General features: G+C 43.8%; 23 protein-coding genes and 1 tRNA gene. 15 read left to right on the top strand and 9 right to left on the bottom strand.

Annotation, left to right across the window (positions count from 1 at the left end; translation table 11 throughout):
- Positions 1 to 159 precede the first annotated feature (159 nt).
- From kdsA to ACS8FD_RS11755, 8 genes are all read left to right on the top strand, one after another.
- On the top strand, positions 160 to 1,035 hold the full coding sequence (kdsA, locus tag ACS8FD_RS11790) for a 3-deoxy-8-phosphooctulonate synthase (RefSeq protein WP_439276033.1): 876 nt from the start codon (positions 160 to 162) through the stop codon (positions 1,033 to 1,035).
- 41 nt (positions 1,036 to 1,076) lie between these two features.
- Positions 1,077 to 1,331 (top strand): cation transporter, encoded by a 255-nt coding sequence (locus tag ACS8FD_RS11785; protein WP_439276032.1) that lies wholly within the window; start codon positions 1,077 to 1,079, stop codon positions 1,329 to 1,331.
- Positions 1,332 to 1,576: 245 nt separating this feature from the next.
- On the top strand, positions 1,577 to 1,801 hold the full coding sequence (locus ACS8FD_RS11780; protein ID WP_439276031.1) for a heavy-metal-associated domain-containing protein: 225 nt from the start codon (positions 1,577 to 1,579) through the stop codon (positions 1,799 to 1,801).
- A gap of 231 nt (positions 1,802 to 2,032) precedes the next feature.
- Entirely contained in the window at positions 2,033 to 4,387 is a 2,355-nt protein-coding gene (locus tag ACS8FD_RS11775; RefSeq protein WP_439276030.1) for a heavy metal translocating P-type ATPase, read from the top strand.
- A 112-nt stretch (positions 4,388 to 4,499) separates the two neighbouring features.
- Complete coding sequence (gene eno / locus ACS8FD_RS11770) at positions 4,500 to 5,816, top strand: phosphopyruvate hydratase (protein ID WP_439276029.1); 1,317 nt, start codon at positions 4,500 to 4,502, stop codon at positions 5,814 to 5,816.
- Positions 5,817 to 5,893: 77 nt separating this feature from the next.
- Complete coding sequence (locus tag ACS8FD_RS11765) at positions 5,894 to 6,208, top strand: FtsB family cell division protein (RefSeq protein WP_439242700.1); 315 nt, start codon at positions 5,894 to 5,896, stop codon at positions 6,206 to 6,208.
- Positions 6,209 to 6,290: 82 nt separating this feature from the next.
- On the top strand, positions 6,291 to 7,037 hold the full coding sequence (ispD, locus tag ACS8FD_RS11760) for a 2-C-methyl-D-erythritol 4-phosphate cytidylyltransferase (protein ID WP_439276028.1): 747 nt from the start codon (positions 6,291 to 6,293) through the stop codon (positions 7,035 to 7,037).
- 414 nt (positions 7,038 to 7,451) lie between these two features.
- Complete coding sequence (locus ACS8FD_RS11755; RefSeq protein ID WP_439276027.1) at positions 7,452 to 8,072, top strand: BLUF domain-containing protein; 621 nt, start codon at positions 7,452 to 7,454, stop codon at positions 8,070 to 8,072.
- A gap of 285 nt (positions 8,073 to 8,357) precedes the next feature.
- On the opposite strand, the gene ACS8FD_RS11750 is transcribed toward ACS8FD_RS11755, so the two are convergent.
- The 4 genes from ACS8FD_RS11750 to pyrC form a co-directional block, all read right to left on the bottom strand.
- Positions 8,358 to 8,433 (bottom strand) — tRNA-Glu (locus tag ACS8FD_RS11750).
- 52 nt (positions 8,434 to 8,485) lie between these two features.
- Entirely contained in the window at positions 8,486 to 8,683 is a 198-nt protein-coding gene (locus tag ACS8FD_RS11745; RefSeq protein ID WP_439242695.1) for a hypothetical protein, read from the bottom strand.
- Positions 8,684 to 8,799: 116 nt separating this feature from the next.
- The gene (rnt, locus tag ACS8FD_RS11740; protein ID WP_439276034.1) at positions 8,800 to 9,477 is read right to left on the bottom strand and encodes a ribonuclease T; all 678 of its coding nucleotides are present in this window, start codon (positions 9,475 to 9,477) and stop codon (positions 8,800 to 8,802) included.
- A gap of 213 nt (positions 9,478 to 9,690) precedes the next feature.
- Positions 9,691 to 10,770 (bottom strand): dihydroorotase, encoded by a 1,080-nt coding sequence (pyrC, locus tag ACS8FD_RS11735; protein ID WP_439276026.1) that lies wholly within the window; start codon positions 10,768 to 10,770, stop codon positions 9,691 to 9,693.
- Between the two features lie 336 nt (positions 10,771 to 11,106).
- On the opposite strand from pyrC, the gene ACS8FD_RS11730 reads away from it, so the two are divergent.
- Positions 11,107 to 12,345: an argininosuccinate synthase gene (locus tag ACS8FD_RS11730; RefSeq protein WP_439276025.1), complete on the top strand. Its 1,239-nt coding sequence runs from the start codon at positions 11,107 to 11,109 to the stop codon at positions 12,343 to 12,345.
- A gap of 88 nt (positions 12,346 to 12,433) precedes the next feature.
- Here ACS8FD_RS11730 and ACS8FD_RS11725 read toward each other — a convergent pair whose 3' ends face one another.
- Positions 12,434 to 13,690 (bottom strand): hypothetical protein, encoded by a 1,257-nt coding sequence (locus ACS8FD_RS11725; protein ID WP_439276024.1) that lies wholly within the window; start codon positions 13,688 to 13,690, stop codon positions 12,434 to 12,436.
- 131 nt (positions 13,691 to 13,821) lie between these two features.
- Between ACS8FD_RS11725 and ACS8FD_RS11720 the strand changes: the two genes are divergently transcribed.
- On the top strand, positions 13,822 to 14,337 hold the full coding sequence (locus ACS8FD_RS11720; protein ID WP_439276023.1) for a L,D-transpeptidase family protein: 516 nt from the start codon (positions 13,822 to 13,824) through the stop codon (positions 14,335 to 14,337).
- 96 nt (positions 14,338 to 14,433) lie between these two features.
- Here ACS8FD_RS11720 and ACS8FD_RS11715 read toward each other — a convergent pair whose 3' ends face one another.
- Both ACS8FD_RS11715 and ACS8FD_RS11710 read right to left on the bottom strand, forming a co-directional pair.
- Positions 14,434 to 16,011, bottom strand: a complete 1,578-nt coding sequence (locus tag ACS8FD_RS11715; protein WP_439276022.1) for a CYTH and CHAD domain-containing protein — start codon at positions 16,009 to 16,011, stop codon at positions 14,434 to 14,436.
- 280 nt (positions 16,012 to 16,291) lie between these two features.
- Entirely contained in the window at positions 16,292 to 17,881 is a 1,590-nt protein-coding gene (locus ACS8FD_RS11710) for an isocitrate lyase (protein ID WP_439276021.1), read from the bottom strand.
- A 727-nt stretch (positions 17,882 to 18,608) separates the two neighbouring features.
- Here ACS8FD_RS11710 and ACS8FD_RS11705 point away from each other — a divergent pair.
- Together ACS8FD_RS11705 and ACS8FD_RS11700 are read left to right on the top strand one after the other, a co-directional pair.
- Positions 18,609 to 19,598, top strand: coding sequence for a LysR family transcriptional regulator (locus ACS8FD_RS11705; RefSeq protein WP_439242681.1), 990 nt, complete (start codon positions 18,609 to 18,611; stop codon positions 19,596 to 19,598).
- Positions 19,599 to 20,066: 468 nt separating this feature from the next.
- Positions 20,067 to 21,446, top strand: coding sequence for an NAD-dependent succinate-semialdehyde dehydrogenase (locus ACS8FD_RS11700; RefSeq protein WP_439276020.1), 1,380 nt, complete (start codon positions 20,067 to 20,069; stop codon positions 21,444 to 21,446).
- Between the two features lie 136 nt (positions 21,447 to 21,582).
- Here ACS8FD_RS11700 and purN read toward each other — a convergent pair whose 3' ends face one another.
- Both purN and purM read right to left on the bottom strand, forming a co-directional pair.
- Positions 21,583 to 22,272, bottom strand: a complete 690-nt coding sequence (gene purN / locus ACS8FD_RS11695; RefSeq protein WP_439276019.1) for a phosphoribosylglycinamide formyltransferase — start codon at positions 22,270 to 22,272, stop codon at positions 21,583 to 21,585.
- Positions 22,272 to 23,321 (bottom strand): phosphoribosylformylglycinamidine cyclo-ligase, encoded by a 1,050-nt coding sequence (purM, locus tag ACS8FD_RS11690; protein WP_439276018.1) that lies wholly within the window; start codon positions 23,319 to 23,321, stop codon positions 22,272 to 22,274. Before purM ends, purN begins: the two co-directional genes overlap by 1 nt.
- 313 nt (positions 23,322 to 23,634) lie before the next feature.
- Between purM and ACS8FD_RS11685 the strand changes: the two genes are divergently transcribed.
- From ACS8FD_RS11685 to ACS8FD_RS11675, 3 genes are all read left to right on the top strand, one after another.
- Positions 23,635 to 24,744 (top strand): AI-2E family transporter, encoded by a 1,110-nt coding sequence (locus ACS8FD_RS11685; RefSeq protein WP_439276017.1) that lies wholly within the window; start codon positions 23,635 to 23,637, stop codon positions 24,742 to 24,744.
- Positions 24,745 to 24,936: 192 nt separating this feature from the next.
- Positions 24,937 to 25,740, top strand: a complete 804-nt coding sequence (gene hda, locus ACS8FD_RS11680) for a DnaA regulatory inactivator Hda (RefSeq protein WP_439276016.1) — start codon at positions 24,937 to 24,939, stop codon at positions 25,738 to 25,740.
- A gap of 73 nt (positions 25,741 to 25,813) precedes the next feature.
- On the top strand, positions 25,814 to 26,539 hold the full coding sequence (locus ACS8FD_RS11675) for a DUF2057 family protein (protein WP_439276015.1): 726 nt from the start codon (positions 25,814 to 25,816) through the stop codon (positions 26,537 to 26,539).
- Positions 26,540 to 26,740 lie beyond the last annotated feature (201 nt).

Raw genomic sequence — 26,740 nt, 5'->3', positions numbered from 1 at the left:
GCCAAAAACATTCTTGCGGTCGGGCTTGACCGTCTTGTAGAAGGAATCCCCTCCGTTTAGGGAGGGGAGGAAGTCAACTGTTGCAATCAAGCACTTTTCTTTAATCTGCTATCGGTTACAATATGAGCTAGAGATAATAATAACTAGGGTAATGACTTTATGGATAATGTATTAACGGCACAGTCGCATATTGAGCTTAAAAGCGGCAACAACGACATAATTAATATCGGCAACGATCAGCCGTTTGTGTTATTTGGCGGCATGAATGTTTTGGAGTCTAAGGAGCTAGCGTTTGAGATCGCTGAGCAATATATCGATATTTGCGAGCGCCTAGGGATTGGTTATGTGTTTAAAGCCAGCTTCGATAAAGCCAATCGTTCAAGCTTACACTCGTTTCGTGGCCCAGGTCTCGAGCAAGGCGTAGATTGGCTCGGTCAAATCAAAGAAAAGTACCAAGTGCCGATTATCACTGACGTGCACGAGCCGTATCAAGCACAGCCTGTCGCTGAAGTGGCCGATATCATTCAGCTGCCTGCTTTTTTATCGCGTCAGACAGATTTGGTCGAAGCGATGGCTAAGACGGACGCTATTATTAATATCAAAAAAGCCCAGTTCTTAGCCCCGCATGAAATGCGTCATATTATGAATAAATGTTTAGAAGCAGGCAACGACAAGCTCATCTTATGCGAGCGTGGTAGCGCGTTTGGCTATAATAATCTAGTTGTCGATATGCTCGGCTTTGATACCATGAAGCAAATGGATGTACCGGTATTTTTTGATGTGACCCATAGTTTGCAGCAGCCGGGAGCGCGTAGTGATAGCGCAGGTGGCCGCCGCGAGCAAATTACCACGTTAGCTCGGGCCGGTATGGCGACAGGGCTTGCAGGGTTGTTTCTGGAAGCGCATCCTAACCCTGAAGCGGCTAAATGTGATGGCCCTTGCGCGCTGCGTACCAGTCAGCTTGAGCCGTTCTTGCGTCAGTTAAAGCAGATTGATGAGTTGGTCAAAGGCTTTGAGGTGTTAGATACTCAGTAGAGTATCAGTCAATTGATTAACGGTTTTAGAAGGATAAAGGCATGGCAATTCAAGTAGCAAAGGTCAGTATTGAGAATATCGACGATAAAGAAGGTATCGATGGCGTGATGACCGCGCTCAAAAACATCCACGGGGTTACCGCTGTTGAGCTTGACCCAGCTACGAACATCGTGCTAATCCGCTATGATGATACCGATACGAGTATTCATGCGTTTAACGCTGCTATTAGTATGGTCGATTACGTCACCCAACCTTTTCCTATCGATGCGCCGCAGAACCCGCGTAACTTTGACTAATAGTCTGCAAACCTGTAGAAGGGTCTTAGTTTATTTTGAGTGATAGCTTAACTGAACCTAAGCGATTATTAAGCGCTTAATAAAGTGTTAACTAAATACCCTTGTTGTTAGCAGGAATATGCCTTAACGTAGTTAGGGCATGTCACTAATAATGACTCATTGCCTGATTGATACTGAAAATCGTAACTGTAAATGAGCGTTTTATTATTAGACAACCACTCATAAACAACAATAAGGAGCCTAACATGGCAAATCAAACGAGAATCATTAAAGTCGATGGTATGACTTGCGAGAAGTGTGTCGAGAGCGTACACGGTGCGACTGTCGGTATGGACGGGGTAGTAAGTATCGCGGTTGACTTAGCAGATAACTTAGCAACGGTTACTTTTGATGATGCAAAAACTAGTGCTGATAAGATAGCTAGCGCTATCGATAATGCCGGATTTGACGCTACCGTCGCTAACTCATAACTACAATTTTGAATACTATTAGAACCAGTTATTTTAGATAACTGGTTTTTTTATAGCTAATTACTCCATTCGTTGACATAAATGGTCTGTAAGCGCTTAGTGCTAAGTGACTGAGGGTGGTTACTGATTCAACGTCACTTAAAAAATGTCACTTGAAAATAGTCTGTAAAGCCTAATCTCATAACCATCACAATATATTTATTTCTTAATTATCGCTAAATGAGTGACCCCATGACTGATTATTCCCGCACAGCTACTGACGAGTCTTATGAGGTAAATACTGATATTCAGGCCAATACTGACTTGCAGCGCCAGCGTGCGCATCTACAACTGGCGATTGACGGTATGTCTTGTCAGGCTTGTGCCTCACGTATTGAAAAGGTACTCAATAAAAGGGATGAGATTTATGAGGTCAATGTCAATTTCGCCGGAGAGACTGCGAACGTTGATTATAACCCTGGGCAGACCACGCCTGAGCAAATCACTGAATGGGTCAATAAGACTGGGTTTGTCGCCAATTTGCAGGCAGGCGATAGCTTATTTGCCAAAACCGATGAAGATACCGCGACTAAATGGCCTTGGCGCTTAATCGCGCTCTGGATCTGCTTGGCGCCTTTTTTAGTCGGTATGGCAGGTATGCTAACAGGCTTTGGTATGGCGTGGATGCCACCGGTTTGGATACAGTTTATACTCGCAACTATCGTCCAGTTTGGTCTAGCACTGCCTTTTTATAGTAGCGCTTGGGCCTCGATTAAAGGCGGCTTGGCTAATATGGATGTGCTAGTCGTCATCGGCACTTTAGCTATTTGGGGATATTCTACTTATCTGTGGCTGACACATGGCGATGGAACATTAAATAGTTTACTGCAAAGTGGACATGCCAGTGGTCATGGTGCAGAGAGCTTAGGCGTTTATTTCGAAGCTGGGGTGATGGTCATCGCCTTTGTGCGTACGGGTAAGTACCTAGAAGAGCGTACCAAAAAGCACAGCTTAAACAGCATAGATTTATTATTGTCTTTAACGCCAGATGAGGTCGAGCTACAACAGGCGGATGGTAGCTTTCAAGCGGTGGCGCTAGCTGAGATACAAGTCGACGATATATTACGCGCTAAGCAAGGTAGCCGTGTCGCGACCGACGGCACAGTGATTGAAGGTAGCGGCTGGTGTGAAGAGAGTCATCTAACGGGTGAGTCGGTACCGCTAAAAAAAGAGGTGGGTGATGAGCTGTTAGCAGGGGCGCTGGTCGAGAACGGTAGTTTATTATATCGTGTCCGTGCTAAAGGTAGTGATACGAAGCTTGGCGATATGGTGCAAGCACTTAGTGACGCCCAAGGCTCCAAGGCGGATCTTGCCCGCCTTGCTGATAGAGTGACAGCCATCTTTGTGCCAGTAGTGGTAGCCATTGCTGTTATTACCTTTGCCATTACTTGGTGGCTGACAGGGATGGTCGATACGGCGCTGATGCATGCGGTGTCAGTATTAGTGATTGCTTGCCCTTGTGCGCTAGGACTAGCAACGCCTGCAGCGATTATGGCAGGTATGGGAGTCGCAGCAAGACACGGCGTTTGGTTCAAAGATGCGCAAAGTCTTGAGGCAGCGGGTCATATCGATACCGTCGTACTTGATAAGACAGGGACGCTAACCCTTGGTAAACCGGCTATCGTTGATCAGATGATGGTCGATAAATCAATAGCTACCGATGATGTGCTCCAGATAGCTGCTAGTGTGGAGGCGCATGCTAGTCATCCACTAGCGACTGCGCTTATCAATGCAGCGAGTGCGCGTCAGTTAGAGCTAATGCCCGTAATAGATATAAATGTAGTCAAAGGTGCAGGTATCCAAGCGACTATTGAAGGCTTAGGGGTAGTCAAAGTCGGTACCGCGGAGTTTGCTAGTTTAAAGCTGCCGAGACTGATGCCAAAAGTCTGGCAAATCGCCAGTACAGTCGCGGTGAGTATCAATGATGAACCGCTCGGCGCTTTTGCTTTAGCGGATGATCTAAAAGCAGATACGCCGCAAGCGATTAGCGCACTGCAAGAGGCAGGTCTCAAGGTTATTCTGATGAGTGGCGACAAGCAGTCGGTGGTCGATCATGTCGCTTGGCAGTTGGGTATTGATGAGGCTTATGGTCGTATGAGTCCGCGTGATAAAGCCAGTCAAATTGCCAAATTACAAACCGCAGGCCATAAAGTAGCGATGGCAGGCGATGGGGTTAACGATGCTCCAGCTATGGCCACCGCGGACGCCAGCTTTGCGATGTTTGAGGGTACAGATGTGGCACAGCATAGTGCCTCTGCGCGCTTGATGGGTGAGTCTTTGATGCACATTGACGCGGCGCAAAAGATCGCCAGCGCCACCCTGCGTAACATCAAACAAAACTTATTCTTTGCTTTTATTTATAATTGCTTAGGTATTCCCTTAGCGGCTTTTGGTTTCTTAAACCCTATGATTGCGGCGGCTGCGATGGCGCTAAGCTCTATTTCTGTCTTAATGAACGCGCTACGGTTAACGCGGTTTAAAACCAAAGTTGAGCTGGATGATACCGCTCCTAAACCTTTGCTTGAGAAACAAAGCATAGCATCTTAAAGCTTCGCAAAATTTAATCGAATTTATGCTATGATGCCAACTATTAAAGCTCATTTTATTTTCCCTTTTTTATCCCACACACTTGGCATGACCAAAGGAATTCACAGACATTATGTACGCTGAAGAAATCACTAACGTTACGGCAATTAAAGACATTCGCGCTCGTGAGATTTTAGACTCACGGGGTAATCCAACGATTGAAGCGGATGTTATCTTAGCTGATGGTACTGTTGGCCGTGCTGCTGCACCAAGTGGCGCCTCAACGGGCTCACGCGAAGCGCTTGAGCTACGAGATGGCGATAAAGATCGCTACTTAGGTAAAGGCGTCAAAAAAGCCGTGGCTAACGTTAATAGCCAAATTCGTAGCGCGCTGATGGACAAAAACGTCACTGACCAGCAAAAAATCGATGATGCGATGATTGCCCTTGATGGTACCGAAAACAAAGAAAGCCTAGGCGCTAATGCTATGCTAGCTGTTTCTTTAGCAACTGCAAAGGCTGCAGCAAAATCACAGAGCCTACCGCTACATCAGTATATCGCCAATCTGCGTAATCAGACCTCTTTGACCATGCCAGTACCGATGATGAACATCCTAAATGGCGGTGAGCACGCAGATAACACCGTTGATATTCAAGAGTTTATGATTGAGCCGGTAGGTTTTACGAGCTTCTCAGAAGCACTGCGCGCGGGTACGGAGATTTTCCATAGTCTAAAGTCAGTACTAAAAGCGCAAGGCTTAAATACCGCGGTAGGTGATGAGGGCGGCTTTGCCCCTAATTTGCGTAGCAATGAAGAAGCTATCACTGTCATCATGCAAGCGATTGAGCAAGTCGGCTATAAAGCGGGCGAGGACATCCATTTAGCGCTTGATTGCGCTGCTAGCGAGTTTTATAAAGACGGTAAGTATATCTTGGCAGGCGAGGGTAATAAGACTTTTGATAGTCAAGGCTTCTCTGATTATCTGGTCAATCTAGCACGCCAATATCCGATTATCTCTATCGAAGATGGTTTAGATGAATCGGATTGGGACGGCTGGAAATACTTAACCGAACAAATCGGTGATAAAGTCCAATTGGTTGGTGATGATTTATTTGTTACTAACCCTGCTATCTTGCAAGAAGGTATTGATAAACATATTGCCAATGCCATCTTGATTAAGTTCAATCAAATCGGTACGTTATCTGAGACACTTGATGCTATTTATATGGCTAAAAAGAACGGCTATGCGACCATTATCTCGCATCGTTCAGGTGAGACTGAAGACAGCACTATCGCTGATCTAGCGGTCGGTACTGCTGCCGGTCAGATCAAAACTGGCTCACTATGCCGATCAGATCGCGTTGCGAAATACAATCAGCTCCTGCGTATTGAGCAGCAAGTTCGTGCTAGCTACCGCGGTGCCGATGAGTTCATAGGCTTGCGCGGTTAACGCACTTGCTCGCTAAACGGTCTTTTTCTACTGGGTTAGAAAAAGACCTTTTATTATCATTAATGTGAAACTCCTTTATGAAGTATTTCAGTCAGTTCATGCTCCTTGCTTTAGCCGTTGCGGTGCTTTTAGGGCTACAGTATCAGTATTGGCTAGGTGAAAATGGCCGCTTCGCAAGCAAACAGCTATTGACGCAGATCGAAGAGCAGCAGCAATCTAATGACAATCAGATAGCGGCGAATGAGTTGCTACGTACGGACGTCCATGATCTAAAGACCGGTCTTGAGGCCGTAGAAGAGCATGCGCGCTTAGATTTAGGACTGATCAAGCCTAATGAAACCTTTGTACAGATATCTACCGCCCCGACTACCCATAGCAGCTATAACCCATAACCATTATAAAATAAAACTGCTTTTGAGCTGATTTCTGCGTCTTCACTTTCCTGCCTTTTTGAATACCGATGATAGCCCTGTCATGAATACTACTCCGAACATACACACCATGATTGTCGCTGCCGGTCGCGGCAGCCGTTTTGGCGCTGTTATTGCCAAACAGTACACTAAGATCAACGAGCAAACGTTATTGCAGCATAGCGTAACTCGGCTAGCTTCTAGCGGCTATATAAACCACTGTTATCTTGTCATTGCGGCTGATGATGAAGTAGCATCAACCTTAACGTTTGCACTACCGATTGATTATGTCATCGGCGGAGCGGAGCGTTGGCAATCCGTACGTGCTGGCGTTAGCGCTATTCTTGAGAGTGGCGCTAATAAAAGCGATCTCATCTTGATCCATGATGCTGCCCGTCCGGCTGTGCCCACCGAGGATATCGATAGCGTTATCACAGCTGCCATGTCTGAACCATACGGCGCTATCTTAGCGGCTCCGGTTGCAGATACCTTGAAGCTGTCTGCAGCGCTACCTAAGCAGCACTTCGATGATAGCAGTGAGTTTTCTGACAGCGATAACGATTATATAAAAACGACGGTTAACCGTCAGCACATGTGGCAAGCACAAACGCCGCAGGTCTTTCGAATCGGGGAGCTGAGCCGTCTGTTAGACTATATCAATGAACATCAATTACATATCACTGATGAGGCGAGTGCCTTTGAATATTTAGATCTACCTATTCGCTTGGTCAGTGGTAGCCGGCAAAATATAAAATTAACCTTTCCTGATGACGCTATAGTGTTAGCTGCTATTATGACAGCTCAAGCCTAAACAAAATAAACAAAAGTTCTTAATCGTACCTAAAGGCAGTTATTCTCTCAATATGAATAAGATAGGCTGTCACTCCCAAAAAAATACATCGGAAGAAGCTAAATTCGACATCTAAGTTATCCTATCTGGAAACAACAACCAGTTCCTCGTTAGTCTCACCTCTAAAAATTATTAAAATCCTCTTAATTACAATTAATTAGCGCTTAAAGCAGAGTTTGTTTGCTTTGTTGACTATAAAGGCCTATGATGTAACCAAGTTCATACAATTATACTAAAAATCTTATAATACATATAATACAGCATGACATTTTTAATTAATTTTGGCAGGCCTTTATATGATCAACAGTAGGCGCTTGTTCAGTAGTTAACTGGTTTGCTTAATTATTTGTCTATATCATAATAAGGAGAATCTGATTGTCAAAGCTCAATGAAATGACAAGCTCAGACACCACTGATCTCTATCAATTTATCTATATTAGTCGTATTACTTCTATAGGGTTATCCGGCGCGAGTACCCTTAACGATATTGCTGAAGCCTCAATTGCGCACAATAAAGCCGAAGATATCTCAGGTATCCTCTGTTATGGTAATGGCTATTTTTTTCAATATATTGAAGGCTCAGAACAAGCCTTAACGAATCTAAAAAATCGTATATTAAAAGACAATCGTCATAAGGAAGTGCAGACTTTAGAGTTTTCGGCTATTACTGAACGCCGCTTTACTGGATGGTCATTACGCTCAATCATTCTTGAACGTTGGATGCTCAAAGATCCTAAAATGAAAGCGCTGCTACCATTCAAGCCTTATGATTGGGCCTCTAATGAATGGATGAGATTTTTAGATATTCTGCAAGGCTACTACGAAAACCAAGAAATAAAAGGCGAAATCGATACGCAGCCTATTAAGTACAGTGCGCTAGGTTTAACCTTTAGTAGAGTTGTCGGCCAGCATCAAGCCTTTTTTCTTATTCAGACCGTATTAGGGGTATTGATTATTTTTGCTTTATTGTGGTTTATGTTGTCAGATAAGCTATAAGCACTTAAAAAATTTAGTCGTTTATTAGATTATCATAATCATCATAAAGGCCAGCATTATGCTGGCCTTTTGTGATTTAAGATTGGGAGTTATGAGTAGCCTAAGAGGTATTTCTCTATCGGTCAGTCCTTTATCGAATAGGTATTACGCCCTAAATGGGACGAAGATATAGCCGCACAAAGTGAACCATAGAGTATAACTTTAAGGCATAAAAAAACCTTCAAAATCTATTAGATTTTGAAGGTTTTAAAAGCGCTTACTATTAAAAATAGGCATTTTAATATGTGGCGTCCCCAGGGGGATTCGAACCCCCGTTACCGCCGTGAAAGGGCGGTGTCCTAGGCCTCTAGACGATGGGGACTAGGTCATACGCTTCAGCTGCTTTCACCATTTATGCTGAAGTGGTGCACATTCTAATAGCGTCTGTGCTTACTGTCAAGCTTTTTTCTACGTTTTTTTAGCGTTAAATATCTTTTTTTGAGCGCCCGGCGAGGATGTAGATTATTCTTTTTTAAATGATGGCGAATCCATAAAGAAGTACAAGCACTAATCGTTATCGCTAAAAGCATATAACCTAAAATGGTCGCCCATAGTTTCGTTTGCGGGTCCATAGCAAAATCCTTTTTAATGACCTCTATCACTCATCATACGCATGATTGCACCTGACGAGCAAGCGAAGGTAGATAAAGATTACAAATGCTATTCAACTCCCTGTGGTCGCTGTGTTTTATTCTTCCTGTTCACTAGTTGTTTCTTGCTTGTCGTCTGACTCTGGTTCTAGCGTTTCGGCATGTAAGGCGTTGGCGAGCATTGGGTAGCTGTTGAGAATATGACAAAAAAGCTCTGCTGTTTTTTGTGTATCATAGAGCGCTGAGTGGGCGTCATTACCATCAAACTCTAGCCCTGCAGCCTTACACGCACGCGCTAGTACGGTCTGCCCGAAGGCTAAAGCCGATAAAGTGACCGTATCAAAGACTGAAAACTGGTGAAAAGAGCTATGGTTTTTGCTGTTGGTACGTAGCACCGCAGCATTTAGGAACCCTAAATCAAAATGAGCATTATGACCGACCAAGACGCATTGACGACACTCTTGCTCTCGGCGTACTTCTTTGAGTGCTTTGAAAATACGGCGTAGCGCGGTCTTTTCATCTTCCGCGATGGCTTTACGCATAGGGTTGTTGGGGTCAATACCGGTAAATGCTAAGGCTTTGGGCTCTAGGTTTGCGCCTTCAAACGGCTCTATATGCGCGTTTAATGCCTCTCCTAAATAAAAAACCCCTTCATCATTCAGTAGAATCGGAATACAGGCAATCTCTAGCAGGGCATCGGTCTGCGCGTTGAAACCAGCGGTTTCTACATCGACGACAACAGGCATAAACTTACGAAAGCGCTCTTTTAAGGTCATCGGCGCAGGCGACTCTATGGCCTCCAGGTCAGCTGAAGGAGTGCCGTTTTTATTCTTAGCTGTAGTATTCATTAAATTTTCGGTGGACGAAGTCATCTCGCTTTGCATAGTCATAACCATCTAAATCGTGTTTATCATCAGTGAGAAAGCCGTTTTACAACGGCTTAATAAACTGCGCTCATTGGCGAAGTTTGAGGTTGGCTGGATTATCCGTTAGGCTTTGATAGACCAAGGTAGCGTCTCACCGGCCATTAGTGGGGTGAGGGTAGAGCCATCAAAGTAGGGATAAGCATTCGGGACTTTCATAGGAGTCTTAGTCAAAGTGACCGTCTCAGAGTTCAGCTGCAATCCATAGAACTGAGCACCAAAACGACTGGCAAAACCTTCTAGTTTATCGATTTTACCGACGCTATCAAAAGCCGTAGCATATAAAGCAAGCGCCACCTCTGAGCTATAACAGCCAGCACAGCCGCACGCAGCTTCTTTTTTATGAGTGGCATGCGGGGCGGAGTCGGTACCCAAAAAGAATTTTGGATTACCACTAGTCGCGACATCTAGTAATACTTTTTGATGGCTTTCGCGCTTTAGGATAGGCAGGCAGTATAAATGTGGTCTGATGCCGCCCACTAACAAATGGTTGCGGTTAAGCATTAAGTGCTGCGGGGTAATTGTCGCGGCGATATGATTGCCTTGTGACAATACAAAATCCGCTGCATCACTGGTAGTAATATGCTCCATGACGATCTTCAGCGTAGGAAACTTACCGATGATTTGTCCCATGACCTCTTCTAAAAAGCGTTTTTCTCGATCAAAGATGTCCACATGACTATGAGTGACCTCACCATGAATGAGGAGCGGTAAGTTGTGCTTCTCCATAGCCTCAAATATATCAGCGCGGGCGTTAATATCAGTGACTCCATCAGCAGAGTTGGTCGTAGCGCCGGCTGGATAGAGTTTGACCGCTTGCACGATGCCGGATTGTGCGGCAGCTTCGATATCTTTTACACTCGTTTGATCGGTCATATACAAAGTCATACGCGGATCAAAGGCAGCTTTACGCTCCTTTGGGATATCGCTTATTTGTAGTTGCTGCAAGATACGCTCACGATAGGCGCGAGCATCAAGGGTGTTTTTGACGGGCGGGACGAGGTTTGGCATACAGATGACGCGATTGAAGCTGGATGCTGCGTGCGGCACTGTAGTCGCAAGCGCCTGATCATCACGTAAATGAAGATGCCAGTCATCTGGCTGAAGGATAGTTAACTCTGCAATCGAATCAGTAATAGGGATCATAGCGCTCAATAGGTTGATTGATGAAACAAAAGGCGTAAAAATGCTCTGATAAAACTACATTTATTGTTTTGCTATCATAACAGGTTTACTGACATGACTGAATATGTGGCTGCACATCTCTACATAATTATTCGCAAAGGCAAGCGAGCTGGGGCACAGCTTAGCCTGATGCGCTAAGCTTACGCGCTGTTAGACTTTTGCCCATAGCAAATATGATGTACACTGGAGATGGAATCTATTTTTGACTCAGTTTTCATCTTTGTTCGTGCTTTTTTGATCTTTTCGATGCTATTTATCATTAAATTTACCACTAATTATACTTAACAGGAGTTATTTATGGCTCAACTTGATCCAAAAAATATCAATAAAATTGTCTTAGCCTATTCAGGTGGCCTTGATACTTCCATCATCGCCAAATGGCTACAAGAAACTTATGATGCAGAAGTTATCACCTTTACCGCTGATATCGGTCAGGGCGAAGAAGTTGAGCCCGCTCGCGCCAAAGCGGAAGCGATGGGTATTAAAGATATTTATATTGAAGACTTACGTGAAGAGTTTGCTCGTGATTATGTCTTCCCGATGTTCCGCGCTAATGCCATCTACGAAGGCGAGTACTTACTTGGTACTTCTATCGCCAGACCGCTTATCGCTAAGCGCTTGGTTGAAATTGCCGAAGAGCATAATGCTGATGCTATCAGCCATGGTGCAACCGGTAAAGGCAATGATCAAGTACGTTTTGAGCTAGGTGCTGTCGCTTTGTCTCCTGATATTGTCACTATCGCGCCTTGGCGTGAATGGGATCTATCGAGCCGTGAGAGCTTGATGAAATACGCTGAAGAGCATAATATCGCAATCGATTACGCCGGTAATAAGAAAAAATCTCCATACTCTATGGATGCCAACTTACTGCACATCTCCTATGAAGGCGGGATCTTAGAAGATCCGTATGCAGAAGCTGAAGAAGATATGTGGCGCTGGTCAGTCAGCCCAGAAGAAGCGCCTGATGAGCCGCAATATCTAGAATTAGAATACAAGAAAGGCGATCTCGTTGCTATCGATGGAGAAGCGCTCAAGCCTTATGAGGTTATGATCAAGCTCAATGAGCTTGGCGGCAAGCATGGTATCGGCCGTTTGGATATCGTTGAAAACCGTTACGTCGGCATGAAGTCGCGTGGCTGTTATGAGACGCCAGCCGGTACTATCATGCTAAAAGCGCATCGCGGCATTGAGTCTTTGACTTTAGATCGAGAAGCGGCGCATCTAAAAGATGAGATCATGCCACGCTATGCCAAGATTATTTATAACGGCTACTGGTTCAGCCCTGAGCGCCTTATGCTACAAGAGCTTATCGATAAGTCGCAAGAGTATGTCAACGGTACCGTACGTGTGAAACTGTATAAAGGCTGCGTGAGTGTCGTTGGCCGTAAGTCAGATGATTCATTATTCGATGAAAAGATCGCTACTTTTGAAGATGACGCGGGTGCTTATGATCAAAAAGACGCTGAAGGTTTCATCCGTTTAAATGGTCTACGTCTAGCGATTGAAGCCAGTCGTGGTCGTGATCTATCTAAGTAAGACTACCAAATCGTATTTTAAGACTTATGACAAAAACAGAGACTTTAGGTCTCTGTTTTTTTATGGAGCAATACTTTTATCACTAGACCTATTCAGCAGCGTCTTCGTCATCGACTTTTACGATAGCGACGTCCTGTTGTTCGCGCTCTTCAGCTTGATCGTGCTCTATAACGGCTTCGGTTGCTGTTATCGTGCCGCTTGATTTTTGTGTTTGATACTTTAAGGTAGCCAAAGCACTGAGCGCACCAATGACCAGGATAATTATAAGAATGACAGGGTTTTTCCAAAGCGGTGCTGTAGGCTCGTACTCGATCGGCGTCTCACTAGTAGTAGTAGGTGTATTATCGCTATTACCACCGATTAAAGCTAAGCTGACTAGAGGCGCGGTTGGCGGATCTATGGGTTCAGAGGCTATACGCAGACGCTGACGATTCAGATAAATATCAGAGATTTTGGCGAGCTGTAACAGCCAGCGTTGATGCGGCACACTAATACTAGGCATCTGAGTAAATACGAGTAAATCGTTATGTCGGCCTTGTTGAATATTCTCAGGCGAGCGGCCTATTACCCTTAGATAATTAGACGTCGCTTGCTGCATATCTTGCGCAGAAGCATGAAGATTAGGCGTAAATTTCGTTAGCTCATACCAGTAAGGATCAAACGCTGGTGGTCTGATATCAAGCGCTTCGGTATTGACTTGTTCAGTGCTGGCTATCTCAGTGTCGGTGGCTTCACAGCTTAGCGCTTGCGAATTTGCAGTCGTATGTAACTCATTATCCTTAAGTTTAGTTGGAATCATATCTTTGCTACTATCTGCTGAGTCTGCTGCAAAACGCTGCTTGGTTAAGAACTGCGGTTGCAGGGCGAACCATTTTTCCAACTCTTCATTATCTAATTGACTGTACTCTGTCAAAATAGCCAGCTCGCGTAGCACGATAATAGTCAAAGTACCGAGGAGGATTTTGACTTGAGCGGCACTGGCATCAATTTGACCGGCAATATAGTCACAAGCCTGATTGACACGAGTACTATCAATGAATAAAGTCTCAGTGACGTCATGGCGATGATAAAGTGTGGCGCTTAATGTCGCAAAATTCATCGCATTGTACTGGCGTAGCTCTTTAACCGCTGCTCGTGAGAACAGCTTCTTATTCACCGCTTGCGCTTGGTAGCGCTGCTGGTAGGCTAACAACGCAGCAAGGATGGCCTGCACGCTGCTGTTTACGGCTATACGGGTTTGCGGTAGCGAGAGAGTGGCAGTATCGGCCAATAAAGAGGTCAGAGGCTGAATATCTTGATACAAAAAATCATACATCGACACGCGTGTCGGTGAAATAGTGGTCATAATCTGCTAGCATCAAAAAGTGTTTATCTATCTTACGGTGCAAGCTATGCAGATACAATCCCCTAACATTAGAAAATTTTAGGGGATTTTTATGTTATTGATAGGGCTAATAATTTTATTTGGATCTATATATGAAAAATATCAATATATCAAAGACACAAGTGATCATTAACATCGCGGCGCAGACGTTAACGCTATATCACAATGAAGTAATGAGCCATCATTATCCTATCTCAACTGCCAAAAACGGTATAGGTAGTCAACAAGACAGTGGCTGTACACCGCTTGGTCGTCATGTTATTGCCCAAAAAATTGGTGGCAATGCGCCTATGAATACGGTGTTTGTCGGACGCGTTGCTACTGGTGAAGTATATAACGCAGAATTAGAGAGTCAGCATCCACAGCGAGATTGGATCTTAAGCCGTATTCTGTGGCTTAGAGGCTTAGAGGACGGCGTCAATAAAGGAAGTAATGAGCAAGGCGGCTGCGATACCTATCAGCGTTACATTTATATCCACGGCACTCCTGATAGTGAGCCGATGGGCGTACCTCTCTCGCATGGCTGCGTGCGTATGCGTAATGCCGATATCATTGAGCTATTTGCCCAAGTAGCAGAAGGCACGCCCATAACGCTTATAGACAGTTAGCATGAGAGCGTACCTTTCGATGATTGAATAGCTTTAGGGATAAAGCTTATCCCCTTAAGTCTATTTTGCAACTATTTGTTTAGGTCAAAGTAGCGCTTACCAAAAGATAGCAGTATCTTGCAGCTTAGCCAAACGTTTTTTGCAGCGTTTGGTATCAGACTCTAGCTGTGCGGCAAACCATCCCGCCCCATATAGAGCTTGCGTGTCAGTGCTAGATTTTTGCTGATAATAGTGCTGATATTGGCGATGATCTAAATACTCTCCAAGCGCTCGCTGCGCTTTTGCCAGACGTTTTAGCCAACGTTTGCTTTTTTTCTTTGAATATAGGGGAGCGGCAAACTCGCTGAGATAGCGCATTTTTTTGAGCTGTTTACGCAGTTGGTGCGCTTTATCATGGATAGTAGCGCTTTGATCAGTATCATCGATAGACTCCTCTAAACAGACATCTTCAAAATCATACTCAGCATTGAGCAGCTTAATATGCTGCTTAGAGAGTCTTTTTGCTAATTTATCTTGCGCGCATTTATTGGCCTTTGGCTCAAAAGCTATATCACTCATAGTAAAGGCAATAAGCTCAAGTAAAGTCAGCTGAAAGTCATTGGCGCGAACGGCATCTATCGGCGTTATTCTTATTTTGTCGATATCAGTACTCCAATCGACGATAGGCGCGCCAGAGTATTGTAGTTTTGGCTCAATATCAGTGACTAAATAAGCGAGCTGGCGATAGTCGCCAAGTAACGTCGCCGTTTGTTTTAGGATAGGCAGCCATTCTGGATTGAGCTGCTCGGAGAACTTCTTAAAGCTCTTAAGAGCGCTACGTAATCTTTGTATGCCTATACGTAGCTGCAGCACATGCTCGTTATCTTTACTGCCAGCCGCGATGGCGCTACTATTGGGCAGTATTTGCAGTAGACAATTATGTACGACTGCACGCATAAACGCTGGCATACTACTGTCTTCATAAACACTTAGCGCGTCTAGATCGGCGCAAACTGCAGAGCTAAAGTTTTTCTCTTGGAGTAATAAACCACCACGCTCAGCTTTAGTGACTGTGGATAGACACAGCTTATAGCGTTTGCACCATACTTTTGCAGTGGTGAATAAAAAGTCGAGATCGCCTGAGACCAGCTCAAACTCTATCTCTTGCATATCTTGTACTTTTGATTCATCAGTACCATGAATAATCTTGCCATGATCATAGGCCACTTCAATCGTACTCACCGTATCTTGCTCATCTGCGCTGTCTCTTTCACAGTCTACTAATAAGCGAGTGGTGCGCTCGATGTCAGTGACATATTGACGAGTTAATTTTTTGTTAATTTTTTTGAGCTTAAAATCTGCTAGAGCCGGGGCAATAGCTGTCTCTTGGTATATAGATAAATCAGGCAACAAGCTATCCGTCTCTAGCATCGTCTGCACCAGTTCACTATCTAGAGTGGTATTGTGCTCCAATCGCGCAGCAATACCATCGCCGCCGGCTTTGATAGTTTGCACCCATTCATCGCCTTCAAGACGAATACGTAGCCCTATACCGCTTTTGGCAAGCTCTTGCTTAGGCGTATCAAAATAATGGGCGGACATCATTGTCGTCTGTGAGGATTTTACTTTTGCTTGACGCATAAGACCTTTTAATCGAGCTTGTGGCACCAAGAACTTCAATTCAATCTCTTGCATGATGTCTCCTATAGGTTTTAATAATAGCTAGTTTATTTCTATCCTATGAAAGCTATCAGTGAATAACAAGTAAAGTTTTGCCTAATACTGAAGTAATGGTCGTAATAGCTCCAATACTCTTTATATACAATGCTCTTATGAAAAGTGAGTTGGCACGGATGCATTACCCGAATTAACTGCAGACAAAATATAGCCATAAAAAAAGCCACCCTACAGTTTGTAGAGTGACTTTTATTTAAGCTTACAAAGCTATGAGTTATTCATAGCTTATAGCTTTGGATTAGCCGAACTGGTTCATAGTGTTCTTGCCACCACCAGCTTTTAGAGCGTTGTCACCTGAGAAGATCTCTTTGTGATCATCGCCAAGGTCAGAACCGGCCATTGCTTGGTGCTTAACGCATGAGATGCCTTCACGGATCTCTTTACGCTGTACGCCAGCGGCATACGCAAGCATACCTTCTTCACCGAAGTAACCTTTAGCTAGCTCATGCACACTTAGAGCAGTCGTGTGATAAGTTGGTAGCGTGATTAAGTGATGGAAGACACCTGCTTCACGTGAGGCATCACGCTGGAAGTTCTTGGCAGCTTCGTCAGCAGCTTGATCAAGCTCAGTACCATCATAGTCGCTGCTCATTAAGTCATCTTTGTTGTACTTAGAGATGTCTTTACCTTCTTCTTCCCACTTAGCGATGATTTGCTTACGGAAGTTTAGCGTCCAGTTGAATGATGGGCTGTTGTTATACACGAGCTTCGCTTTTGGCTGCTGCTCTTTGATGCGATCTACCATCATTTTGATGTGTTCTACGTCTGGAGTAGGCGTCTCGATCCATAGTAGGTCTGCACCGTTTTCTAGAGCGGTTACACAGTCAAGGACAACACGGTCGATATTGGTGTCTTCACGGAAGCTGTACAAGCCGTTTGGCATACGAACTGGACGTACCAATTTGCCGTCATGCTTTAGTAAGCTATCGTTCTCATTTGCGTCTTCAATGCTTACTTCTTCCATTTCTAGGAAGTCAATATATTTAGAAGCTAGGTCGCCTGGCTCATTTGATACTGGGATTTTTTGAGTTAGTGATGCGCCTTCAGAGTCAGTACGGGCAACGATCACACCGTCTTCAACACCTAGCTCTAAGAAAGCATAGCGAATAGCGTTAAGCTTAGCGATGTAGTCTTCATGCGGTACCGTTACTTTACCAGCCTGGTGACCACACTGCTTAGCGTCAGATACTTGGTTCTCAACTTGGATAGCACAAGCACCAGCTTCGATCATTTGCTTGGTTAGCAAGTAAGTGGCTTCTTCGTTACCAAAACCGGCATCGATATCAGCGATGATTGGCACAACGTGTGAGTCGAAGTTTTCGATTTTTTCTAAGATAGCTTTAGTGTCTTGACCTGCTTCTTCAGCAGCGTTTAGCTCACGGAAGTAGTCGTTCAATACTTTAGCGTCAGCTTGGCGTAAGAAAGTATAGATCTCTTCGATAAGCTTAGGTACTGAGGTTTTTTCGTGCATAGATTGGTCAGGTAGAGGACCGAACTCAGAACGTAGCGCAGCTACCATCCAGCCTGATAGGTAGATATAAGTCTTTGCGGTAGTACCAAAATACTTTTTCTTCGCATACATGGTTTGTTGAGCAACAAAACCGTGCCAAGCACCTAAAGACTGAGTATACTGAGAAGTATCATTGTCATAGTCTTCCATATCTTGACGCATGATTTTAGCAGTGTACTTTGCAATGTCTAAACCGGTTTTGAAGCGGTTTTGTATCATCATACGGGCAGCATCAGTTTCGCTGATATTCTGCCAGTTACCATGCTTTTGCTTTAATTCACGTACTAAATCGATAGCTGACTTATAGGTTGTTGACATTTACTGTCTCCTTGGTGGGGTGAAAAAAACGAGGTAAAATAAGATTTTATCGCAAATAATATTATGCGGGACTAGGGTTGCGACTACTTTGATATTGATCGATTACTTAATACTGAATACCTACCTTGTTATCTTATTGGTCGTCTAATAATAGAGCCGGCATTCGTCTTCTTGAAATATTAGGACTATTACCCTAAACAAACATGCCTATAAATACAAGGTGTTTGATTTAAATTATTGACGAAAAAAAAGTAAATGAGTCGTCAAGAAGGAACATTAGGGCGATAGCGCTGAAGCTACTTGTTATCCATCAGAAATGTTACAATATTCGCCAGTAACATGGCTTAGAGCTTGCATGCGAGTTAATCGTTGAGTCTTACTATAGACAATTTAGTGTGATTTACCTAATTTATGATAGTTATCTTTAGTATTTATTAAAAGTATAGTCTAATAAAATCAGTAGGTTATATATAAAAATAATAGACTAGATTGGTTGCCTAATAGTTTCTTGTAAAAGTTAATGAGCACATTCGGTTTTTTGGATCGTTTCTGACCACTTAGTCCTACCACTATTGGACTCTACAAGAATCTAGCTCTAAGAATTAAGCATGGTGGCATTTTCAGAGCAGTAGAGCAGTTTAACCGTTTGTCATCAGTATTGGAAAAATAGCGATCATGCCGCTATTAACGCTAAGTGGCATTTATTATAAAGCGAAGAGAAACACATATGAATTTGCAGCGGGTTGATTTAAATTTATTGGTACATTTAGATGTATTGTTGCGAGAAAAGAATGTCACACGCGCCGCTGAGCAGTTAGGTATCACCCAGCCTGCTATGAGTAACATTTTGCGCCGTCTGCGTAAGCTATTTAATGATCCGCTATTGGTGCGTTCCTCTGAGGGTATGACACCAACCGAGCGTGCGCTTGAGCTACAACCTCGTATTCGGGAAATACTCGCTGATTTGACGCAAGTGCTTGAGCCGCGTACCGAGTTTCGTCCTTATAGCACTTCCCGTGTATTCCGAATTATGACGTCGGATTATGCCGAAGCTACTTTGGTTCCTAAACTGGTTAAGGCTCTGCGTTCTGAAGCGCCCAATGTTATTTTGGACTTTTTGACTCCATCAGATGTGTCTTATCGTGATATGGAGCAAGGCCGAGTCGATTTGGCGATCAATCGCTTTAATGAAATACCGCAAAGCTTTCACCAAGTACTCGTATGGCGCGATACCTTTAGCTGTCTGCTATCTGCCGATAGCCCTTATGTTAATCGGTTCAATCTCAAAAACTACCTCAAAGGCCAACATGTTTGGGTATCCAAGACTGGGATGGGCGTAGGGTTTGGAGTCAATCCAGAAAAATCTGGTGGCCTCGGCTCCATTGACCAAGCTTTGCAGCGCTTAGGGCAAAAGCGTCAGATAAGCGTGTTTACTCGTCATTATCAGATGCCAGCGATGCTAGCAGCTAATAAGGACTTGATTGCGACACTGCCAACGCGTGTTGCTCGTATGCAAGCGACCAATGATAGCATCGTCATGAAAGAGCCGCCTTTTTTCATTCCTGAATTTGAGCTGACGATGGCGTGGTCACCTCTACTACAGCATCACCCAGCGCATCGTTGGTTACGACAACTGATCATGCATGTCGCTCGGCAAGTAGTAGCCGAAGAAGAGGGGCAGCAGCAAGACATTCCCGTGATTACTCAGTTATTTTAACAAGACAAACTGTTTTATTGCCTGATAGCTATATACCGTTACAACGCTATGAGAGTGCTATTACAGTGCTCTCAAGGCCAACTCATAGGTTAGTCTTTTTTATGCGTACTATTCTACCAAATAGGAATTGTTCTACTGGTAATTCTATTAATACTTTAGGCCTGCTTAATAAACTTTGTTAAGTAGGCCTTTATATTTCAGTCACATTGTTAACATCAAAATCACACTTCATTATATCTTGTAAAATTACCCTGTTAATTATTTGTTATCATAAAATCATCAATTAAATAGTGCTTAAAGATTTAATGTTTTACTTCCATGAGCTCTAGCCCGAAAAAGACTCGAAGAAAAACAGTTCTTTAACCCATTTTATAATCGATTGATGTTATTGGCTGATCCATTGAATAATCAAAGGCTTCCAGCTAATAACACTTTTAGAAATTAATAACAAAATAAGGATAATGAATCATGGCAGATATTACTACTGTGAACCCAGTAACGGGCGAAGATATTAAAGAATATAATTATATGACTAACGATGAGGTCAACAAAATTGTTGATGCCTCACATGAAGCTTTTCTTGAATGGCGTAAAACGAGCCATGAAGAGCGTGCAAAAGTAATTAAGTCTATCGGCGAAACTTTAGTGAAGTATAAAGAAGAGCTATCAAATCTCATGACTGAAGAGCGTGGTAAGCTTTATAACCAAAGTCTAAGCGAAGTAGACCTATGTAAAGGGATTTGCGATTATACCGCCGAAAAAGGTGTCACAGCATTAGCTGATGATGAGTGCGATATTGAAAACATGAAAAAAGGTATCGTAACTTATCAGCCAATCGGCGTTATCTATGGTATGCAGCCTTGGAACTTCCCAGCTTATCAAGTATTCCGTTATGCCATTGCCAATTTAATGGCTGGTAATAGTATTTTATTGAAGCATGCTGCTAACGTTACAGGCTCTGGCTTACTTATTGAGAAAATCTTTCACGAGTCTGATCTACCGAATGATCTATTCCGTACAATCTTGATCGATCACGATCAATCAGAAGAGCTTATCGGTAATGATAAAGTGCGCGGTGTTACGCTTACTGGTAGTGATGAGGCGGGTAAGATTGTCGGTCAACAAGCGGCAAAAGTCCTCAAAAAAGTAGTATTAGAGCTTGGCTCAAATGATGCTTTCATCGTACTTGAAGATGCTGATTTGGATCTTGCCGTAGAGACTTGTACGCAAGCACGTCTAGTTAATAATGGTGAGACTTGTGTTGCCGCAAAACGTTTTATCGTTGTTGATAGCTTATATGACGAATTCCGCGATCGTATTGTTGAGAAGTTCGCGAATTCTAAAGCCGGTGATCCTATGGATGACAGCTCCGATATCGGTCCATTAGCCCGTAAAGACTTGCAAGAAAAACTACACGAGCAAGTTGAAGAGAGTGTCAAAAAAGGCGCTACGATCTCAGTTGGTGGTAAATTACCAGAAGGTAAAGGTAACTTTTATCCAGCTACGATTTTAGAGAATGTCTCTGAGGGTCAACCAGCCTATGATGATGAGTTATTTGGCCCAGTCGCTTCATTGATACGCGCGAAAGATCAGGATGATGCAATGCGCATTGCTAACGATAGTCGTTATGGTCTAGGCGGCGCTATTTTCTCTAAAGACGAAGATAAAGCTATTCGCTTAGCAAGTGAGCAGTTTGATACAGGTATGGTCTATATCAATGGTTATGGCCTAGCAAATCCAGCACTACCGTTCGGCGGGGTAAAAAACTCAGGTCATGGCCGTGAACATGGCGGTTTTGGTATTAAAGAGTTTGTAAATATTAAAGGTTTGCATGTTCATAGTAGCTAAGAGGGTACACAGGGTTTAAAGCTAGAACAGCCCAGTGCTAAACAATGTAAATCCCAGTCATTCATATATGAGTGACTGGGATTTTTTTATGCCTGTCATTATTTTAAGTTAGATGATATTAAGATAAATACTGTGCTTATTGATTGATAAATAGCGTTAATGGTAGCGCTGGCAAGTAGCTACCATTATCTTTTGAAGAATCGGTATTGAGGGTTAATACGCCTTTAGCCAATAGCAAAATCGTCCAAGGCAGTAGTTGATGCTCAAGCTTTTGTACGCGTAGTCGTAAGCTGTCTGCCGTCTCTTTAGGATTAACTTGCAATAGCGCTTGAGTCAAAACAGTACCCGCATCAAGCTCAGCAGTGACGATATGGACACTACAGCCATGATGACGCTCACCTGCCTGAATCACCCTTTGATTGGTATTAAGCCCTTTGTAAGCAGGGAGCAAGGAGGGGTGCAAGTTAATCATCGGGGCGATAGAGTGTTGAATAAAATCGCTACTCAAGACGCGCATAAACCCGGCCAATACAATCAAGTCAGGTTGCCAGTCTTGCAGCTGCGCAAACGCATGTTTCTCAAAAGTCTTGATGCCAATGCGTTTGCCGCTAGCAACGTGCGACAATACTGCGACCGGAATAGCGGCATCTTGAGTACGGGTAATTGCATAGGCATCTTCGCGATTGCTAATGACACCGACGATTTCTATTGGCAACTCGCCTGCTTGCATAGCGTCTATCAATACTTGCAAGTTGCTGCCACTACCGGAGACTAGTACGGCTACTCGTAGTGGCTTATTGTTGTGATTCAAAGATAAATTTGGCATTATCGATAAATGACCGCGTCAGTCGCGCGGCTTACCATTTCACCGAGTTGCCAAGCTTGTTCACCGTTATTATTTAAGATATCAATAGCTTTATCAGCGTGCTCTTTTGGGACCACAACCACAAAGCCCACACCGCAGTTAAAGGTGCGATACATCTCGCTTTGAGCGATATTGCCTTGGGTTTGTAACCAATTAAATAACTCTGAGAACTGCCAGCTAGCGGTATCGATACTAGCGGCGAGGTGATCTGGTAAAACGCGAGGCAAGTTATCGGTCAGGCCACCACCAGTAATGTGCGACATCGCATGCAGCGCAGAGCTACCGAGCGTATCTTGCAGTGCCTTAATAGCTTTGACATAGATACGAGTCGGCGCCATTAGCGCATCCGCGATGGGCTGACCATCAAGCGTCTCAGCACTAGTGCTAACATCGACACCACTAACTTCTATGACTTTACGTACTAGAGAATAGCCATTTGAATGAGCACCACTAGAAGCCAGTGCAATCAGCACATCGCCCTCGCTGACATGCTCACCGGTGATAACTTCCGCCTCTTCAACGACGCCGACGCAGAAGCCTGCGAGATCATAATCTTCGTCTTGATACATCCCTGGCATCTCAGCGGTCTCACCACCGATAAGGGCGCAATTAGCAAGCTTACAGCCCTCACCGATACCGCTGACGACTGTAGCTGCGGTATCAACATCGAGCTTGCCCGTTGCATAATAATCTAGGAAGAATAAAGGCTCAGCCCCGCATACCAGTAGATCGTTTACGCACATAGCGACCAGATCAATACCAATCGTATCGTGACGATTAAGCTGTAATGCCAGCTTAAGCTTAGTGCCGACGCCGTCAGTGCCTGAAACAAGTAGCGGCGAGGTATAGCCGGTAGGGATACGGCATAGAGCTCCAAAGCCGCCAAGCCCACCGACTACTTCAGGACGGGTAGTGGCTTTTGCCACGGACTTGATACGTTGGACTAACGCATCACCAGCATCGATATCAACGCCAGCATCTTTGTAGCTTAAAGAAGGCTTGTCACTCATGGTCATCTCACAATTGGGGGATATTGAACTAAATATGATAAAACAATTTTTGTGTGCGCATTATACCCAAAAATAGGCCACACTCGCAAAGCAACTTGCTAATATTATCTATAAAAGCCTTATATTTCTTATAAAACAGCGATAAGTGATGAAGGGGTAGCCGATACAAAAAGTTCACCGCTTTTTATTATTACTTTGCGATAATATCCATCTTAGCTTTCAAAAGTCCTTATAAAAGTTCTTATCATTAGATATTTAAAGTTTTATCGCTTATAAGCTCATTAACCCTCTCTTACTCGTAGGACTGTTAGCAATGACTGCTCAATCTATAGATCCATTTTTTCGACGCTTATTTATTACTGTAGCCATAGTGATAGGGTTAGTTTTGTTGTATGCGATGACGCCAGTTATCATGCCATTTTTGTGTGCTTTTGTGTTGGCCTATCTATTTAACCCATTAGTTAAAAAGCTCTCTAAATATATCAAACGTTGGCTAGCTATTATTGTGGTCTATAGCGCTATTACTCTGAGTATGGCGTTACTATTGTGGTGGTTGGTTCCGACGCTGTGGCATCAGCTGCAGGCCGCTTGGAATTACATGCCAAAGATCCTGTCTTGGTATAATGATTTTGCCAGAGAATGGTTCATCAACAACACTCGTATTCGGCTACCAGAGCTTGAGATTAAAGGCTTCTCTGAGACCTTAGTTGGGTATATGCAGACTCATTATAGGTTTTCAGATGCCAGTACTTGGATGAGTCAAATACTGGCTTCAAGTATGAGCTTCGTGAACAGTGCAGGTTTGATTGTACTAGTACCTATATTGACCTTTTATTTTTTGTTTAACTGGGATCAGCGCATACTGAGCTGGCAAATGGCTATTCCTAAAGCGTATAGCAAAAAGGTCATCAGTATCGCGCGCGAATGCGACCGCGCTTTGATGGAATTTGTCAAAGGTCAGCTTTTGGTAATGGTGCTGCTAGGCGTTATCTATGCAGTACAGCTACAACTCATTGGGCTTGAGCTTGGTCTTATTATCGGTATGGGCGCTGGTATCGCAAGTTTTGTACCTTATTTGGGCTTTGGTTTGGGCTTTATTGCTTCTATCATCGCAGGCCTATTTCAATTCGGTATGGACTGGGTGCAGTTGTCCTTGATTGTGGGAGCGTTTTTGGTCGGTCAGGCAGCTGAGGGCTATATATTACAGCCGTTATTGTTAGGCGATAAAATTGGCTTATCACCGCTTTGGGTTATTTTTGCAGTTTTGGCAGGTGCAAGCTTACTAGGCTTTGTCGGGATGCTGATTGCCCTACCAGTATCTGCCGTGCTCAATGTGTTATTTCGTCATTTATACAACTACTATCGAACCACTGACCTTTATCAAGGCCGAAAGCAATTGAACTTATTTGATAAAAAAGGATGATAATGGCGGCTCGAAAGAGACTAAGCGTTTAATGATAAATTTTAAAAGAGAAAAAACTTGTCAGTCATTTTGTAAATATGTTATATATAGGCGCAGTACTACTTTAAGTGCTGCTGTATACCTAGGATAAAATCTAGCTATCTTCTCTTATGTTGAATACCTATTGCGTTACGCGAAGCGAGTTGATGTTTCATGGCCCAAGCACAGCTAAGTCTCAATCTGGACATAAAGCATGATGCGAGTCTCAGCGACTTTTCAGGTCCCGGTTGGATGTCTATCATCGATGCAGTGCGGCAGCTACATGTCGGCCTGATAGGTCAGCTGTACCTGTTTGGTAGTCCTGCCACTGGTAAGTCGCATCTATTATCTGCTATCTGTGAGTCGTTTATTGATATTGATAAATCAGCCATTTGCCTCTCACTTAATGAGTTAGTCCATACCGATGTCAATGTCCTATCTTCGCTAGAGAATTTCGATGTTATTGCTATCGATGATTTAGACGTTTTAGAGCATAGTACTCAGTGGCAAGAGGCTTTGTTTCATCTGATCAATCGTAGCCGAGAAGGCCAACGTCAGCTATTATTTGCCGCCAATAAATCTGCTAGTAAGCTACCGTTTCAGCTGACTGATCTACTCACTAGATTGTCGCAAGCTCCAAGTTTTAAGGTGCCTGATGGTCACGAGCTGGTCGATCGTCAAGCGCTGCTAGAATCTATCTTGCGCCGGCGAGGCTGGCAGTTTGATGAACGTATTTTGACTCATTTGCTTACAGAAGGCCCTCATCGTATTGGCGCAATGATGGAAGTGCTCAATTACATACAGCCTATGTTTTCAAACTTAGGCCGCAGCAATATCTCAAAAGCGGTCATCAGCGATGCCTTGCGTACGATTGATGAGCAGACTTTAGCCGCTGAGCTGGCTGATATCAGTCAAGAAACCCAAGTCGATAGTCAAGCGGCGATCGATGACAATCAGACGATGCCGCTCGACTTTTAAACTTACCACCCTATGTTTATTTCATAAAACATTTCATTTTACAAAATACTTTTTATTATCGATAGGATATCTTATGACACTCTCAGCCTCTTTATGCAAAAAACTATCCGTCGGTACTTTACTGATGGCCGCAAGTTCAGTATCTATGCTAACGTATGCCGACGTGACGCTGTTAGTGGACGACAACATCAAGGTCACAGCGATTAATGGGCAGGAGATTTCTCAAAGCGCTTTTCAACCTTTGACTAAGAGCTTCACGCTGCAGCCAGGTAAGCATGCGATAACGGCTAAGTATGATCGCCTTTACAGACTGCCTCGCGATGAGCACGACTATCTGCGTTCGGGTAATGTCAGTGTAGTAGCTGAAATGGCGGACAATCAAACCTATCGTTTGACTATGCCAAACCAGCCAGAAGCGTATGCCGCTGCTAAAGATTATGCAAAGCAGCCAACGCTTGCCGTCCAACAAAACAATACCATCATCGCCAGTCAACAAAGCGTAGCTGGCAACAACGGCGGTATCTTTGCTGGATTAAGTAAAGCGATCGGTGGCGTGTTTGGAGGTGGCGAAGATGCAGAGATGCAAAATCAACGCGCTATTGCTGCTATTAATCAGCCAGCAGGGCAGCAGCCAGTAACAGTTAATACTGGTGCGGTCGCTTCTAATACTTATAGCGTAGCACCAGCTGCAAAAGCGGCATCTGTGCCAACGACTAATACTCTAGATAGCTTCATGCAGCTTTGGCTACAAGCCACGCCAAGCGAGCGTGCAAAAATCCGCCAGTGGGTACAAGAGTAAGTTCAAAAGTAAGCTATTGTAATCAGCGATCATTCAGCCAAATTTAGACATAAAAAAAGCACCTAAATATGAACTGACCCCCATAAGTTGGACACAACTTTTGGGGGTTATTTTGTGAAATACGACATAGACTTTAAGATAAGGGTAATAGCTTATTATCAGCAAGGACATTCTGCTTTTGCTACTGCAAAGCACTTTAAT

Source organism: Psychrobacter sp. 1U2, from assembly GCF_051847575.1.
Note: the sequence above shows the minus strand (reverse complement) of the source record. Positions and strands in the feature narration are given on the sequence as shown.